General features: G+C 71.0%; 12 protein-coding genes. 5 read left to right on the top strand and 7 right to left on the bottom strand.

Translation table 11 applies throughout. The annotated features are described in order from the left end of the window. Positions 1-113: 113 nt before the first annotated feature. From proB to B7K26_RS05450, 5 genes are all read right to left on the bottom strand, one after another. A complete protein-coding gene (proB, locus tag B7K26_RS05470) occupies positions 114-1,229 on the bottom strand; it encodes a glutamate 5-kinase (RefSeq protein WP_234998711.1) in 1,116 nt (371 codons plus the stop codon). Positions 1,230-1,350: 121 nt separating this feature from the next. After that, complete coding sequence (gene obgE, locus B7K26_RS05465; protein ID WP_084077805.1) at positions 1,351-2,877, bottom strand: GTPase ObgE; 1,527 nt, start codon at positions 2,875-2,877, stop codon at positions 1,351-1,353. Between the two features lie 135 nt (positions 2,878-3,012). Then, positions 3,013-3,267, bottom strand: a complete 255-nt coding sequence (gene rpmA / locus B7K26_RS05460; protein ID WP_084077803.1) for a 50S ribosomal protein L27 — start codon at positions 3,265-3,267, stop codon at positions 3,013-3,015. Between the two features lie 14 nt (positions 3,268-3,281). Then, the gene (rplU, locus tag B7K26_RS05455) at positions 3,282-3,590 is read right to left on the bottom strand and encodes a 50S ribosomal protein L21 (protein WP_084077801.1); all 309 of its coding nucleotides are present in this window, start codon (positions 3,588-3,590) and stop codon (positions 3,282-3,284) included. Between the two features lie 135 nt (positions 3,591-3,725). Beyond that, positions 3,726-6,350, bottom strand: coding sequence for an Rne/Rng family ribonuclease (locus tag B7K26_RS05450; protein ID WP_084077800.1), 2,625 nt, complete (start codon positions 6,348-6,350; stop codon positions 3,726-3,728). 419 nt (positions 6,351-6,769) lie between these two features. Here B7K26_RS05450 and B7K26_RS05445 point away from each other — a divergent pair, with 419 nt between their 5' ends. From B7K26_RS05445 to B7K26_RS05425, 5 genes are all read left to right on the top strand, one after another. Then, complete coding sequence (locus B7K26_RS05445; protein ID WP_084078564.1) at positions 6,770-8,242, top strand: cytochrome ubiquinol oxidase subunit I; 1,473 nt, start codon at positions 6,770-6,772, stop codon at positions 8,240-8,242. A 12-nt stretch (positions 8,243-8,254) separates the two neighbouring features. Beyond that, positions 8,255-9,292: a cytochrome d ubiquinol oxidase subunit II gene (gene cydB / locus B7K26_RS05440; protein WP_084077798.1), complete on the top strand. Its 1,038-nt coding sequence runs from the start codon at positions 8,255-8,257 to the stop codon at positions 9,290-9,292. A 62-nt stretch (positions 9,293-9,354) separates the two neighbouring features. Then, positions 9,355-10,935 carry an ABC transporter ATP-binding protein/permease gene (locus tag B7K26_RS05435; protein ID WP_084077796.1) on the top strand — a complete coding sequence of 527 codons (1,581 nt, stop codon included), beginning with the start codon at positions 9,355-9,357 and terminating at the stop codon, positions 10,933-10,935. Next, positions 10,932-12,635 (top strand): thiol reductant ABC exporter subunit CydC, encoded by a 1,704-nt coding sequence (cydC, locus tag B7K26_RS05430; protein WP_084077795.1) that lies wholly within the window; start codon positions 10,932-10,934, stop codon positions 12,633-12,635. Before B7K26_RS05435 ends, cydC begins: the two co-directional genes overlap by 4 nt. Then, positions 12,628-14,247, top strand: a complete 1,620-nt coding sequence (locus tag B7K26_RS05425) for a GAF domain-containing protein (protein WP_084077793.1) — start codon at positions 12,628-12,630, stop codon at positions 14,245-14,247. Before cydC ends, B7K26_RS05425 begins: the two co-directional genes overlap by 8 nt. Position 14,248: 1 nt before the next feature. Here B7K26_RS05425 and B7K26_RS05420 read toward each other — a convergent pair whose 3' ends face one another. Together B7K26_RS05420 and mutM are read right to left on the bottom strand one after the other, a co-directional pair. Further along, a complete protein-coding gene (locus tag B7K26_RS05420; protein WP_234998710.1) occupies positions 14,249-14,866 on the bottom strand; it encodes a response regulator transcription factor in 618 nt (205 codons plus the stop codon). Between the two features lie 34 nt (positions 14,867-14,900). Next, positions 14,901-15,845 carry a bifunctional DNA-formamidopyrimidine glycosylase/DNA-(apurinic or apyrimidinic site) lyase gene (gene mutM / locus B7K26_RS12835; protein WP_143340514.1) on the bottom strand — a complete coding sequence of 315 codons (945 nt, stop codon included), beginning with the start codon at positions 15,843-15,845 and terminating at the stop codon, positions 14,901-14,903. Positions 15,846-15,859 lie beyond the last annotated feature (14 nt).

The following is a 15,859-nucleotide window of genomic DNA, read 5'->3' as shown; positions in this document are numbered from 1 at the left end:
GTGTCGGAGAAAGGGCGACTTACCGCTTTGTGAGCGTCTTTTTGGTCACGATTTCGTCACAGCCGACAACAAATCGAAAGGACAACGATGAAGAGGCGCGCGAGGGCGGCGCGTTACATGACGACGAGGTCGTCGATGTGGATCAGCTCGTGGGCGAAGTGCTCCCCGAGCCGCTCGCGCAGCACGTCAGTGCTGAGGCCCTTCATCGCGTGGGCCTCCTCCGCGCTGAAGCCGGCGAAGCCGCGCGCGACCACAGTGCCGTCGGGGCCGATGAGGTCCACCGGCTCCCCTGCCTCGAAGGCGCCGCGGACCTCGGTAACCCCCGCCGACAACAGCGACGCCCGGCGGCCTCGCAATGCTCGCGCCGCGCCCGAGTCGACCACGATGGTCCCGCGCGTGCGCGCGGCGTGGGCGAGCCATTGCAGGCGTGTGGTGTCGCGCTTGCCCGTGGGGTGGAACAGCGTGCCGACCCGCCGGCCGGCGAGGGCGTCCGCCGCCGCCGGGGCCGAGGCGAGCACCACGGCGATGCCCGACGTGGTGGCGATGGACGCCGCCTCGAGCTTGGTGATCATGCCGCCGGTGCCGAGCGCGCTACCGCGCTTGGACACGTCGACGCCGCCAATCTCGTCGGAGGAGTGCACCTCGTCGATGCGCTGGGCGCCCGGCGTGCCGGGCGCGGCGGTGTACAGGCCGTCGACGTCGGTGAGCAGCACGAGCGCGTCGGCGTGGACCACCGTGGCGACGAGCGCGGCGAGGCGGTCGTTGTCGCCGAAGCGGATCTCGTCGGTCGCCACCGCATCGTTCTCGTTCACGATGGGCAGCACCCCGAGGTCCAACAGCCGGTTGAAGGCGCGCTGGGCGTTGTTGTAATGGGACCGCCGTGCCATGTCGACGGCCGTCAGCAGCACCTGGCCGACGGTGATGCCGTGGTCCTCGAAGGCGGCGCTGTACGCGGCGACCAGGACTCCCTGGCCCACCGAGGCCGTCGCCTGCGCGGTCGCGAGGTCCTTGGGCCGCACGGGAAGCCCCATCGGCGCGAGGCCCGCGGCGATCGCGCCGGAGGTGACGAGCACCACCTGGCGCCCCTGCGCCCGCACGCCGGCGATCACGTCGGCGAGGCGGCGCACGGCGGAGCCGGACAGGCGGCCGTCGGGACCGGTCAGCGACGACGAGCCGATCTTCACGACCACCCGTCGCGCCTGGACGACGCTCTCGCGTACCTCGCTCACCGCACTCCCCTCGACCCATCCGCGCCCCACCGGAGAAGGGGGACGTCACGCTGACGTCTATCCTGGCGCATCCGAGAGTCGAGGCGTCCCGCGCCTCGCGCGGTCGGCCTCGATCCGTCCCTTAGTCGTCGGAGGTCGGGTCCGTCCACAGGCCGGAGTCGCGCTCGCCGCGCAGCTCCTCGCGCGCGGCGCTCTTGCCGTCCATGCGCTCCTTGTGCTCGGCGCGTTTCTGGGCACGCGTCGCACGGCCGTCGCCGCGCTCGTGCTGCTCGACCCTCAGGTCAGAGCCGCGCGAGCCCAGCAGCTCGGCGCCGGCCATCATGGTGGGCTCCCAGTCGAACACCACGCCGCCCTCACGAGGGCCGATGAGGACCTCGGAGCCGGGCACGGCACCCGCCTTGAACAGCGCCTCCTCGACGCCGGCCCTCGCGAGCCGGTCCGCGAGGTAGCCCACGGCCTCGTCGTTGACGAAGTTAGTCTGCTTGACCCAGCGCTCGACCTTCGCGCCGCGGATCTGGAAGTAGTCCTCGGCACCGTCGCGCACGTGCTTGACGGTGAAGCCGCCGTCGTCGACGGCGCGCGGCCGGATGACGATCGGGGCCGCCTCGAGCTCGGGCTCCTCGGCGCGGTGCTCGGCCACCATCGCGGACAGCGCGAAGCCCAGCTCGCGCAGGCCCTCGTGGCTGACAGCGCTGACCTCGAACACCGGCATGCCGGTCTCCTCGAGTTCCTCGCGCACCATCGCGGCGAGCTCGCGGCCGTCGGGCACGTCGATCTTGTTGAGGATGATGATCTGCGGGCGCTCGGCGAGCGGCACGCCGCTGATCGCCTCGTCGCCCGTGTACGCGCGCAGCTCGCCAGCGATGACCTTGAGGTCGTTCACGGGGTCGCGGTCGGTCTCGAGGGTGGCCGTGTCCAGCACGTGGGCGATCACGGCGCAGCGCTCGATGTGGCGAAGGAAGTGGTGGCCCAGCCCCTTGCCCTCGGAGGCGCCGGCGATGAGGCCGGGAACATCGGCCATCGTGAAGCGGTTCTCCCCCGCCTGCACCACACCAAGGTTCGGCACCAGGGTGGTGAACGGGTAGTCGGCGATCTTGGGGCGCACCTGGCTCATGGCAGCGATGAGCGATGACTTGCCGGCACTCGGGTAGCCCACGAGTGCGACGTCGGCGATCGACTTGAGCTCGAGGATGACGGTAGCCTCATCGCCAGGCTCGCCGAGAAGGGCGAAGCCGGGGGCCTTGCGCTTGGTCGTGGCCAGCGCCGCGTTGCCCAGGCCTCCGCGGCCGCCCTGCGCAATCACGCACTCCGCTCCCTCGCCCACGAGGTCGGCGATGACCTCGCCGTCGGCGGACTTCACGATGGTGCCGCTGGGGACTCCAAGGCGCAGGTCCTTGGCGTTGGCGCCGTGGCGCATGTCGCCGGCGCCCTGGTTGCCGTTGTCGGCCACGCGGTGGGGCAGGTGGTGGTAGTCGAGAAGGGTGGTCACCTGAGGGTCGACCACCAGCACCACGGAGCCTCCGCGGCCGCCGTTGCCGCCATCGGGGCCGCCCAGGGGCTTGAACTTCTCGCGGTGGACGGAGGCCACGCCGTGGCCGCCCTTACCTGCCGTCACGTGGAGCACCACGCGGTCGACGAACGTCGCCATGCTCGTGCCTCCTGTCGGGCCGATCTCGCTGAGGGGTGGGCGGGGACGCGGCGCGCGTCCATCCGTCCCAAGATAAACGTCAGGGGCGCCGCCGGTAACGGCGACGCCCCTGACGAGAAGCTGTGTGAGCGGTGGTTAGACCGCCGCCACCACGTCGACGACCTTGCGGCCACGACGGTTGGTGAACGCCACCACGCCCGCCTCGAGGGCGAATAGGGTGTCGTCCTTGCCGCGGCCAACGTTGAGGCCGGGGTGGTGGTGGGTACCACGCTGGCGGATGATGATCTCACCCGCGTTGACGGTCTGGCCACCGAAGCGCTTCACGCCCAGGTACTGGGGGTTCGAATCGCGGCCGTTGCGCGAGGAGCTCGCGCCCTTCTTGTGTGCCATGAGTGTCTCCTCGCTTACTTAATGCCGGTGACCTTGAGGCGCGTCAGGTCCTGGCGGTGGCCGATGCGCTTGCGGTATCCGGTCTTGTTCTTGTACTTCAGGATGTCGATCTTCGGGCCGCGCTCGTCACGAATGACCTCAGCGGTCACCTTGACCTTGGCCAGCGCCTTCGCGTCGGACGTGACCTTGTCACCGTCGACGAGCAGCACCGGGGCGAGCTCAATGGTCGAGCCCTGGTCGGCCTTGAGACGGTCGACGACGAGGATGTCACCCTCGGAGACCTTCTCCTGGCGGCCGCCCGCCTTCACAATCGCGTACACCATGAATCTGTCCTTCAAAGCTTCGGTTGGTTTCCTGCCGCTGCCATGCGAGGCGCAGGCAGGTCTCGGCGCTCGCGCGCCGACGTACAAATATACGCTCCGCTACCCCCTGAGGTCAAACCGGGCGGGGGCGCGTCACTAGTCCTGACGGACCTCGTCCTCGGTTGCCTCCTCGACGAGCTTCTCGCCCGCCTCGTCGGCGCCCTCGGTGGGCTCGACCGCGGGTGCCGCGGCCTCGTCCTTGGCGTCCGATGCGTCGGTCTGCTCAGCATCGGTCGCGGCCTCGGGCGTCACTGCCTCGGCGGGAGCCTCAGGGGCGGCCGTCGCATCGGCGTGCTCCTCGTGCTCGTCGTCGAGGTGGTGCGCCTTCTCTGCCGCCGCCGCGATGGACGCCAGCGTCGCCTTCACGGCGGCCCTGGCCTCCTCACGATCGTCGAGCGCGTGGGTCTCCCCCTGCGCCGCGGCGTGGGCGTGGCTTTCGTCGTGGTGCTGCTCCGCCTGCTGCTTCTTGGGGGCCTGGTGCTGCTGGCCCTGCTGCTGACGGTTGCCACCACCGTTATTGCCGGAGTTGTTGTTGCCGGCGTTGCCGTTGTTGCCGCCGCTGCTGTTGCCGCCGCGGCCGCCGCGACGGCGGGGCTCCGGCTGCTTCTCGCTGGCCTCGGCCACGGGCTCGCCGTGCACCAGGAACCCGCGGCCCTTGCAGTGCTCACACGTCTCGGAGAATGCCTCGACAAGACCCTGGCCCACGCGCTTGCGGGTCATCTGGACGAGTCCGAGCGAGGTGACCTCGGCCACCTGGTGCTTGGTCCGGTCACGGCCCAGGCACTCGATGAGGCGGCGCAGCACGCGGTCGCGGTTGGCCTCGAGCAGCATGTCGACGAAGTCGATCACGATGATGCCGCCGATGTCGCGCAGGCGCAGCTGGCGAACGATCTCCTCGGCGGCCTCGAGGTTGTTGAGCGTCATCGTCTCCTCGAGCGTGCCGCCCTTACCGACGAACTTTCCCGTGTTGACGTCAATGACCGTCATCGCCTCGGTGCGGTCGATGACGAGCGATCCACCCGAGGGCAGCCAGACCTTGCGGTCCATGCCCTTGGTGAGCATCTCGTCCACACGGTGCTCGGCGAAGACGTCGCCCTCGGCGACAAACTTGTGCAGGCGCGGCATGAGGTCGGGAGCAACCTGACCCACGTACGCGCTCAGGGAGTTCCACGTGTCCTCACCCTGGATGGTGAGCGACTCGAAGTCCTCGTTGAAGATGTCGCGCACCACGCGGATGGCCATGTCGGGCTCGCCACGCAGCAGCTTCGGGGCCTTGCCACCGGCGGCCTCGGCCTGGATGACGTCCCACTGACGCTTGAGTCGCTCGACGTCGGCGCGCAGCTCCTCCTCGGAGGCGCCCTCGGCCGCGGTGCGGACGATCACGCCGGCATCGGCCGGGATGACCTCTCGCAGCAGCTTCTTGAGGCGCGCACGCTCGGTGTCGGGAAGCTTGCGGCTGATGCCGGTCACGCCGCCGCCGGGCACGTAGACGAGGAAGCGGCCGGCCAGCGAGATCTGGCTCGTGACGCGGGCGCCCTTGTGGCCGATGGGGTCCTTGGTGACCTGCACCATGACCGTGTCGCCCTGCTTCAGCGCGAGCTCGATGCGGCGCGGCTTGCCCTCGAGGCCGGCGGCATCCCAGTTCACCTCGCCCGCATACAGCACGGCGTTGCGGCCGCGGCCCACGTCGACGAACGCTGCCTCCATGCCGGGCAGCACGTTCTGCACGCGGCCCAGGTACACGTTGCCGGCCATCGACTGCTGGGCCTGGTGGGAGACGTAGTGCTCCACCAGGACGTCGTCCTCGAGCACGGCGATCTGGACGCGGTGGTCCTTCTCGCGCACGATCATGTCGCGCTTGACCGACTCGCGGCGGGCGAGGAACTCGGCCTCGGAAATCACGGGGCGGCGGCGCTGGCCGTCGCGGGACTCGCGGCGGCGCTGGCGCTTGGCCTGCAGGCGCGTGGAGCCCTGGAGCTGGTCGTCGGAGCCGCCGGACGAGCTGGAGCCGCCGGTGCTCGAGCCGGACCGCGAGCCACGGCGGCGGCGACGGCGGCGCGAGGAGCTCGAGCCCTCGCCGTCGGAGTCGTCGTCGCCCTCGGAGTCGCTCGAGGAGTCGGCGTCGGACTGCGAGGAGTCCTCCTGGGACGCGTCGTCGGCGCGGGCCGCGGCGGGCTTGGAGGTGTCGCCCTCGTCCTCGCCGGCCTCGTCCTGAGCGCCGTCCTCGCCACCGGTGCGCTTCTTGCCACGGCCGCGGCCGCCACGGCGGCGACGGCGCTTGGCGGCACCGCCCTCGCCGTCGCCATCGCCGGAGTCGGACGAGTCGTCAGCGCCAGCGGACTCGGCGGCTGCCGGCTGCTGCTCGGGGGCGTCGCCGGCATCGGTCTGCGCGGCCTTGGAGTTCTTGCGCGAGCCACCCTTGGCGCCCTTGGCCGCAGGCTTCTTCTCGGCGGGGGCCTCCGCGTCACCGTCGGTGGTCGCGGCCGCCTTGGCCTTCTTGGCGGCGGGCTTGCGGCCCTTCGGGGCCGACTTCGCGGCGCCGTCCCCCGCGGGGGCCTTGCCGGAGTCGTCCGTCGTCGCGCCGGCAGCGCTCTTGGCGCGGTCGGCGGAGCTGGCGGGGGGACCCGCCGGCGCCGAGGCGCGGCGCGGCTTCGCCGGCTCGGGCGCCTGGAAGATCACGGCGGTCGTGGGGTTCTCGGGAGTGGTGCTGTCCTCGCTCAACGCGGGTACCTCGGATCAATGCGCCCACACTGCGCATCGACTGTCTCGTCGTTCGTGATCCGCGGTCGCGGCCACGCAAGTCTTCAGGTCGCGGCGGACAGCGGCGCCTGCGTGGAAGCGCCTATCCCCGATGTCTCCGCCTGCCGGCTGTAGCCCGGCGGGACCGTGACGGGACTGGCTGCTGCGCAGTCGCTGCTTCTGTCGCGCGGTTGACGCCCCCGTGTGGAGGAGCGCCTGACCTGGCGCCTATTGTGACACACCCCCGCGCACACGCCTCGAAGTCGCAGGTCAGGGCGTGTCTCGCGGCCCGGCATCGGGCACCGTGACCCAACCGTGACCCGGACTAGGACCTTGGTCCCAGGGTCCGAATCGTGAGATTTCGGTTAGGTTCGTACCCATGGGAAATGAAGGGGCGCACCGTGGACGTTCTTGACCTCGCGCGGTGGCAATTCGGCATCACCACCGTCTATCACTTTGTGCTCGTGCCGCTCACGATCGGCCTCTCGACGCTCGTCGCGATCCTGCAGACCGCGTGGAACGTCACCGGCAAGGAAAAGTACTTCCGGCTGACCAAGTTCTACGGCAAGCTGCTGCTCATCAACTTTGCCCTCGGCGTCGCCACGGGCATCGTGCAGGAGTTCCAGTTCGGCATGAACTGGTCGGAGTACTCGCGCTTCGTGGGAGACGTGTTCGGCGCCCCGCTCGCGATGGAGGCTCTCGCCGCGTTCTTCCTCGAGTCGACGTTCCTTGGCCTGTGGATCTTCGGCTGGGACCGACTCCCCCGCAAGGTGCACCTCGCCACCGTGTGGGCCTTCGCCATCGGCTCGCTCCTGTCCGCCTACTTCATCATCGCCGCGAACTCGTGGATGCAGCACCCCGTCGGTGCCGTCTACAACGAGGAGACCGGCCGCGCCGAGATGACCGACATCTGGGCCGTGCTGACGAACAACACGACGCTCGTGGCGTTCCCGCACGTGATCGCCACCGCGTTCCTCGTCGCCGGCACGTTCGTGGCCGGCATCGCCGTGTACTGGATGGTGCGTCACAGCCGCAAGAACAAGGACCACGCGGACCTCCCGATGTACCGCACCGCGGCCCGCTTCGGCGCCGTCGTCATGCTCCTGGCGGGGCTCGGCGTCATCATCACCGGTGACGAGCAGGCCAAGCTGATGTTCCAGCAGCAACCCATCAAGATGGCAGCCGCCGAGGGCCTCGTCGAGACACCGGACGGCCCGGCGCCGTTCTCGATCCTGTCGATCGGCAACCTCGCCGGCGACGATCCCGCCTCCGTGCAGCACCTCATCGAGATCCCGGGCATGCTCTCGTTCATGGCCACCGGCTCCTTCGACGGCGAGGTGCTCGGCCTCGAGGATCTCCAGGAGATCTATGCGGAGCGCTACGGCGCCACCACGCCCGACGGCGAGGAGATCGAGTACCGCCCGAACCTGCTCATCACCTACTGGTCGTTCCGCCTCATGATCGGCCTCGCGGCCTTCTCCGCCGCGCTGTGCGTCGCCATCTTCTGGTTCACCCGCAAGGGCAGGGCCATCGACCAGCCGTGGATGAAGAAGCTCGCGCTGATCTCGCTGCCGATGCCGTTCCTCGCCGCCAGCTTCGGCTGGATCTTCACCGAGATGGGACGCCAACCGTTCGTGGTCGCGCCCAACCCCGACGGCGTCGACGAGATCATGCTCATGACCATGTTCGGCGTCTCCGAGGCGACCTCCGTGGCGGAAGTCGCGATCTCCCTCACGGTCTTCACGCTGCTGTACGCGGTGCTGGGAGTCTTCTGGTTCCTGCTCATGAAGCGGTACGCCTCCGAGGGGGCACCCAGTCCCGAGCCGGAGGAAGTGTCCTCCGATCCCGACCGCCCGATGTCCTTCGCGTACTAGGAGTGAGCTGACATGGATCTCCCCCTCCTCTGGTTCATCCTCATCGCCGTCCTGTGGACCGGCTACCTCGTCCTCGAGGGCTTCGACTTCGGCGTCGGCATGCTGCTCGAGAAGGTCGGCAAGGGCGACAAGGGCCGCCGCGTCGCCCTCAACACCATCGGCCCCGTCTGGGACGGCAACGAGGTGTGGCTACTCACGGCCGGTGGCGCCACCTTCGCCGCCTTCCCCGAGTGGTACGCCACCCTGTTCTCCGGGTTCTACCTGCCGCTCCTGCTGATCCTCGTCGCGCTCATCGTGCGCGCATGCGCAATCGAGTGGCGCGGCAAGATCAACTCCGAGACGTGGCGCTCGCGCTGGGACTGGGCGATCATCGTGACCGCCTGGATCCCCTCGATCCTGTGGGGTGTGGCCTTCGCGAACATCGTCCGCGGTGTGCCCATCGACGAGAACGGCACGTTCACCGGCACCCTGTGGACGCTGCTCAACCCCTACGCGCTGCTCGGCGGAGCCACCACTCTGGTGCTGTTCCTCAGCCACGGCGCCATCTTCCTGTCGCTGAAGACGGCGGGCGAGGTTCACGACCGTGCCCGCGCCGCCGCGAAGACGATGGCGCCCATCGCCCTCGTGGTCGCCGCGGTGTTCGCGATCTGGACCCAGATTGCCTACTCCGTGGCGTGGACCTGGGCGGCGGTGGCCGTCGCCGCCGTCGCGCTCGTGGCCGCCTGGCTGTGGGGAAACGCGGGCTCCTACGGCAAGGCCTTCGCGGCCAACGCCCTCGCGATCGTGGGGGCCGTGGTGCTGATCTTCGGCTCGATGTACCCCGACGTCATGCCCTCGACCACCGACCCCGCCTACTCGCTCACCATCGAGAACGCGTCGTCCACCGACTACACGCTCACCGTCATGACGTGGGTCGCGGTGTTCCTAGTCCCCGTGGTGCTGATCTACCAGGGCTGGAGCTACTGGGTGTTCCGTCGCCGCCTGTCGCTCGAGCACATGCCCGAGCAGCACGGCTTCCCCACCCTGCGCAAGTCCAAGGCGTCCGCGTGACGCCCGCCCTCCTCGTCGCGTATGCCGCGCGGCCGATGCGACGAGGAGTGGCGTAGCGCCCGATGCGACCGCTTGACCCCCGGCTCGTGGGCCGCATCGGCCCCGCCCGCCGCTACATCGTCACGACCGCGCTGCTGGGCCTCGCGACGGCCGTCGCGATCCTGTTCCAGGCGCTGCTCATCGCCCGCGCGCTGGCACCCGTGCTCGCCCCCGCGCCTCTCGAGGAGGACGGGCTGGGGTGGCTCGGCACTCTCGTGCCCGAGGATGCGCGCGAACTCGACACGGCGCTCGCGTGGCTCGCGGTCGTGGTCGCGATCCGCGTGCTCCTCACCTGGACGCAGGAGCGCCTCGCCCACCGCGCCGGCGCGCGCGTCATCTCCGAGCTGAGGTCCCAGGTCGTGGACCACGCCGCGGCGCTCGGCCCCCGCTGGGCGGCCTCGGGAGAGGGCACGGCGGTGGCGACCACGGTCACCCGCGGGCTCGACTCGCTGCTGCCGTACTTCGTGCGCTACCTGCCGCAGCTGCTGCTGAGCGCGACGGTGACCCCGCTCATGATCGTCGTCGTGTTGGGCCTCGACTGGATCTCCGCGGCGATCGTCATCGGCACCCTCCCCCTGGTGCCGATCTTCATGATCCTCATCGGCTACACCACCCGCGACCGCTCCGCCCGCCACCTTGAGGCCATGCAGCGGCTCGCATCGCGCACCCTCGACCTCATCGCGGGCCTGCCCACGCTGCGCGCGCTCGGGCGCGAGCACGGCCCCGCGGCGCGCGTGCGGGAACTCGGCGACGCTCAGCGCCGCGCGACGATGGGCTCCCTGAGGGTGGCGTTCCTGTCGGGCATGGTGCTCGAACTGCTCACGACCCTCGCGGTCGCCCTCGTCGCCGTCACGCTCGGCTTCCGGCTCGTCGACGGCGCCGTGTCGATCGAGACCGCGCTGGCGGTGCTGGTCCTCGCGCCGGAGGTGTACCTGCCGCTGAGGATGGTCGGCACTCACTTCCACGCCTCCGCCGACGGCATGGCGGCCGCCGATGCCGCGTTCGAGGTGCTCGAGACCCCCGTCGCCTCCCCCGGCGGCTCCGCCCCGGCGCCCAACCTCGCGGGAGCCACGCTCGTGGTCGAGGACCTCGCCGTCGCGACCCCCGACGGCCGTCGCCTCGCACCCGGGAGGCTATCGATGATGGCGCGGCCCGGAACCGTGACGGCGCTCGTGGGACCCAACGGCGACGGCAAGTCGACCGCGCTCGCGGCTCTCATGGGTCTGCTCACTCCCGACTCGGGATACGTCGCGGCGCTCACTCCCGAGGGACGCACCGACGCCCAGGACGTCATCGCGAGTGACTGGTCGCAGCAGTTCGCGTGGGCCCCGCAGCGCCCCGACCTCGGTCCCGAGGGGCGCACCCTCAGCCTGGGCCAGCGTCAACGCGTCGCCCTCGACCGAGCGCTGTCCGCCGGCAGGCCCGTGATCGTGCTCGACGAGCCCACGAGTCACCTGGATCGCGCCAGCCGCGACGAGGTGATCGCCCGCATCGGCGCTGCCGCCGCCACCGGCGCCACGGTGATCGTCGCCACCCACGAGGCCGACCTCATCGCCGCCGCCGACACCACCGTCCACGTCGCCGCGCTGGAGGTCGCCCGATGACCGCGGCCAAGGGCGCCCTGCGCTCCCTCCTGCGGGAGTCCGACCTTCCGCGCCGTCGCGTGGCGCTGTCGATCCTCACGGGATCGGCCGCCCTCGGGTCCGCCGTGGGGCTGTCCGCGATCGCCGCGTGGCTCATCGCGCGCGCGGCCGGCATGCCCTCCCCCGCCGACCTGGCGCTCGCCGCCGTCGTGGTGCGCTTCTTCGGCATCGGGCGCGGCCTCTTCAGGTACCTCGAACGCCTCGTCAGCCACGACACCGCGCTACGTGGGGTCGTCGCGCTGCGGGCACGCGTCTACGAGCGTCTCGCCGACGCCCGCGTCGACGCCGTCCTCGGTCTGCGGCGCGGCGACGTGCTCGCGCGCATCGGCGGCGACGTCGATGCCGTGGGCGACGCCGTGGTGCGCGCCGTGATCCCCCTCGGGGTGGCGGTCGTCGTCTCGGGAATCGCCGTGGGCATCTCGGGCTTCCTCGACCCCGCCGCCGGCGTCGTCCTTGCGGCCGCGATCCTCGTGGCAGGGATCGGCGCCGCGCTGCTCACGTGGCGGTCGGCGCGCATCGCGGCCGTCGCCGGGGTCGCGGCCGATGCACGCGTCGCCGAGGCGGCCCTGTCGGGTCTCGATGGCGCCGCCGAGCACCGCGTGTGGGGCACCGCCGCCGCGGCGCACGATGCCCTCGCCGAGGCCAACGCCGCCTCCGAGCGTGCCCAGGAGGCGGCAGCGCGTCCCGCCTCGCTAGCCGCAGCGGTCCAGCAGCTCGCCGCGGGCGCCGCCCTCATCGGCTCCCTCGCGATCGCCGTCACGAGCGCGAACGCCGGCGACTACGGCGCCACCACGGCGGCGATGATCTCGCTGCTGCCGCTGGCCGCCTTCGAGGCCGTCAACGCCGTTCCCGCCGCCACGCAGCAGCTCTTCCGGTCGCAGCAGGCGGCCCGCCGCATCGTCGCGATGGCTGCCGCGGAATCCCCCGCCTCTTCCCCCAGCCCCGCCCCCGCCCCCTCGCCTGCTGGCGGTAGATACACGGCGGAAGGAGCGCCGGCAGGCGCGCCTCGCGGTCGATTCCCGGTGACCGGCCCCGCCCTCGAACTGGACCGTCTCAGCGCCGCGTGGCCGGGAATGGCCCCCACCCACCCCGCCACCGCCGCGGTCCCCGGAGGCGGCGTCCTCGCGATCGTCGGCCGCTCGGGCGTGGGGAAGACCACCCTGCTGCTCACCCTCGCGGGGGTCCTCCCTCCCGCGGCGGGCGAGGTTCGCATCGGCGGCACCCCCACACGGCGCGACCTGATGGGCCCCACGATCGGCATGACGGCCGAGGACGCGCACCTCTTCGGCACCACGGTCCTCGAGAACCTGCGCGTGGCGCGCGGCGACGTCACCGAGGAGGACGCACGGGAGACGATCGCACTCGTGGGCCTCGACGCCTGGGTCGCCGGGCTCCCGGACGGCCTCGACACGGTGCTCGGCTCGGGAGGAAACACGGTGTCGGGAGGCGAGCGGCGCCGGCTGCTGCTCGCGCGGGCGTTGCTGACCCCGCAGCCGGTGGTCCTCATCGACGAGCCCGCCGAGCACCTGGACGCGGCGGGCCGCGACGCGCTCGACGCTGTCCTGGGCAGGCTGCGCGACGAAGGCCGTACCGTGGTGATCGTGACCCATCACCTTCACCTGACCGCGCTCGCCGATGCGGTGGTGAGCCTCGATGACTGAGGTCGATGACCACCAGGCGAGCCTCACCCTCGCCGATGCCATCACGGCGCTCAACGCTGACCTGTCGCTGTCAGCGGTGCTCGACACGTTGGTCGAGTCGGCGCGGCTGCTCACCGACGCGCACTACGCCGCGCTGCACGTGTTCGACGCGCAGGGCGAATCCGTGGCGTTCCTCACCAAGGGCATCCCCGACGACGCGAAGGACAGGATCGGCCACCCTCCGGGCCGCGTGGGGGTGCTGGCGAAGATCCCCGCGCACGGCACCCTTGCCGTCGAGAACATCGACGCGGACCCCGACCATCGCGGTATGCCGCGTTGGCACCCGCGACTCGAGAGCTTCCTCGGCACGTCCCTGACGGTCAGGGAGCAGGTGTTTGGCCACCTCTACCTCGCGGACAAGAAGGGCGGGCCCTTCGACGACGAGGACAAGCGCATGATCCTCGCCCTCGCCGCGGCGGCCGCCGTGGCGATCGACCATGCCAAGCTTCACGACGATGCCGTGGAGAGGCAGCGCTGGCTCGAGGCCTCGCAGCGACTCACCACCCAGATGCTCACCACCCAGGACGAGGAGGCCGCCCTCCAGGGCATCGTCGACGCGGCGCGCATCCTCGCCCACGCCCCCACTGCCGCGCTCGTGCTGCCAGGTGTTGACGACGCCTGGGTGATCGAGATGGCAGCTGGCGACTACGCCAGCAACATCATCGGCCTCGAGCTTCCCGACCAGGGCTCGGCCATGGACGTCATCCGCACCTCCACCGGCATCGTCGCGCCGGAGCCGCCCGGCCGCCACGTCCTGCACGAGATCACCGAGTACGGGCCCAGCCTGTACGCGCCGCTGGCCTCGGACGGCGAGACCATCGGCCTGCTCATGCTGTGGCGCGACAAGGGCGACCACGAGTTTTCCGCGGCGGACCTCGAGGTGACGCAGCGCTTCGCGCACCAGGCCGCTCTCGCTCTCACGCTGTCGGAGCTCAATCAGGCGCGCAGCCACGCGGCGCTGCTGGAGGAGCGCGAGCAGATCGCCGACGACCTCCACGACTTCGTCTCCCAGGAGCTCTTCGCCGCGGCGATGCACCTCGAGGCCTTGGGTGAGGACGCGTCCGATGCGCAATCCGCGAGGCTGGCAAGCGCCGCCGACCACGTCAAGCGCGCCCAGTACGAGGTGCGCGGGGTCATGCGTAATCTCGCCGGCCAGCGCTCGTCGGAGCCCGCCAGCGACCGCATGCGGCGCGAGATCACGCTTGCGCAGGCGACGCTGGGGTTCGTGGTCGACACGGAGGCGGCATGGGCCGATCTGGACCGCGTCTGCACCATCGACGCGACGCTCGCGGACGACGCGATCGCCGTGATGAGGGAGCTCCTGTCCAACGTCGCGCGTCACGCCAAGGCGAGCGCGGTCAAGCTCTGGGTGCGCCTCGAGGGTGACAGGCTCGAGCTCGGGGTGGAGGACAACGGCATCGGCCCCGCGGGCGCCACCAAGCGCTACTCGGGAACTTCGAACCTCGGCAACCGCGCCATCAGGCGCGACGGGAGTTTCTCCTTGGAGCCGGTGAACGCCGGCGCGACGATGCCAGGGTCCCGCGCCACCTGGAACGTTCAGGTGAAGCGCTAACTCACCCGCGGAAGGACTGCGCGCGGCGCTGCGTGGCCCAGGCCACGATCTGGGTGCGGCGCTTGAGGCCCATCTTCGCGAGGACCGACGTCACGTGGTTCTTGACGGTCTTCTCCGCAATGCCCAGCTGGTCAGCGATCTCCTTGTTCGACAGGCCGTCGCCGACCGCCGAGAGGATGCGTCGCTCGGTGGGCGTCAGGCGGGCCAGCGCCTCGTCCTCCCCCACCGCGATGTGCTGGCCGTGCTCGCGGCCCGAGGCGGCATCGAGGACAGCCTTGAGGACCTCCGCGGAGCCGGCGGTCTTCGCCACGAACGCGTCGGCGCCGGCGTGGCGGGCGGCCGTGCGCGCCTCGTCGTCGTCATAGCTCGTGAGCACCACCACGTGGGTGTTCGGCAGCGACTCGCGCACGTGGGCGATGACGTCCAGCCCCGTGCCGTCGGGAAGGCGCAGGTCGGACAGGATCACGTCGGGACGCACGGCATCGGCGCGTCGCACCGCCTGCGCGACGGAGCCCGCCTCCGCGACCACCTCCACACCCTCGGCTCGGTCGAGGATGTCGCAGATGCCGCGACGCACCACCTCGTGATCGTCCAGCACCAGCACTCGTACGTCAGCCATACCCTGCATCGTAGGCGTCACCTGCCGTTCACACCTAGCGCGTGCCCGCGCGCCGCGGAGAGTATCGGCACTGGCACGTGGCGCACCAGTGGCTGGAGCGGCCGCCGATGGTCGCGCGACGCAGCGGCCTGCCGCAGCGCCGGCAGGGCTCTCCCCCGCGCCCGTAGGCCTCCAGGCCGCGCGCGAAGTAGCCCGATTGGCCGTTGACGTTGACGTAGAGCGCGTCGAAGCTCGTGCCGCCCTCGGCGAGCGCGCGGCGCATCACCTCCTGCGCGGCCTCGAGGAGGGCCGATGCGGTGGCCGGGGTCAGCGCGGACGCGGGCCGCTCGGGGTGAACCCTGGCACGCCACAGCGCCTCGTCCGCATAGATGTTGCCGATGCCGGAGACCAGGGTCTGGTCCAGCAGCACCTGCTTCACGCCTCGCGAGCCGCGCCGCCATGCGCGCAGCGCCGAGCGGGTGTCCAGGTGCGGGTCGAGCGCGTCGCGGCCGATATGCGCCACCGACAGCGGCACCGCCGCGTCCGGGAGCCCGTGCCCACCGGCGAGCCCGTCCGGCGTCGGGAGCAGCTCTTCGACGTGCAGGTACCCGAAGGTGCGCTGGTCGAGGAAGTCAAGGACAAGGTCCTCGCCCGGGCGGCTGAGGTGTAGGCGCGCACGACAATGCGGGTGGGGGTCTGGCGCGTCCTCGGCCGTGTGGACGCGGAACTGGCCCGACATGCCCAGGTGGGCAGAGAGAGACTCGGTGGCGGGCGCATCGGCCGCATCTCCTGGGAGGCGCAGCGGCAGCCACAGGAACTTGCCGCGCCTCACGGCACCGGCGATGGTCGCTCCCGCCAGGCGCGCGGAGAACTCGGCGCCCGCGCCGGGAAGGAGCCGAGCGACGGACTCGCGACGCACCTCGATGGCGGTGATGGTTGCGTCGGTGACGAACGGGGCGAGGCCCTCGCGGACGGTCTCGACCTCGGGCAACTCAGGCATGCGCGCGTGGACCG

This window comes from Demequina sp. NBRC 110057 (assembly GCF_002090175.1).
Taxonomy (GTDB): Bacteria; Actinomycetota; Actinomycetes; order Actinomycetales; family Demequinaceae; genus Demequina.
This window is presented reverse-complemented; position numbering and strand designations above follow the sequence as displayed.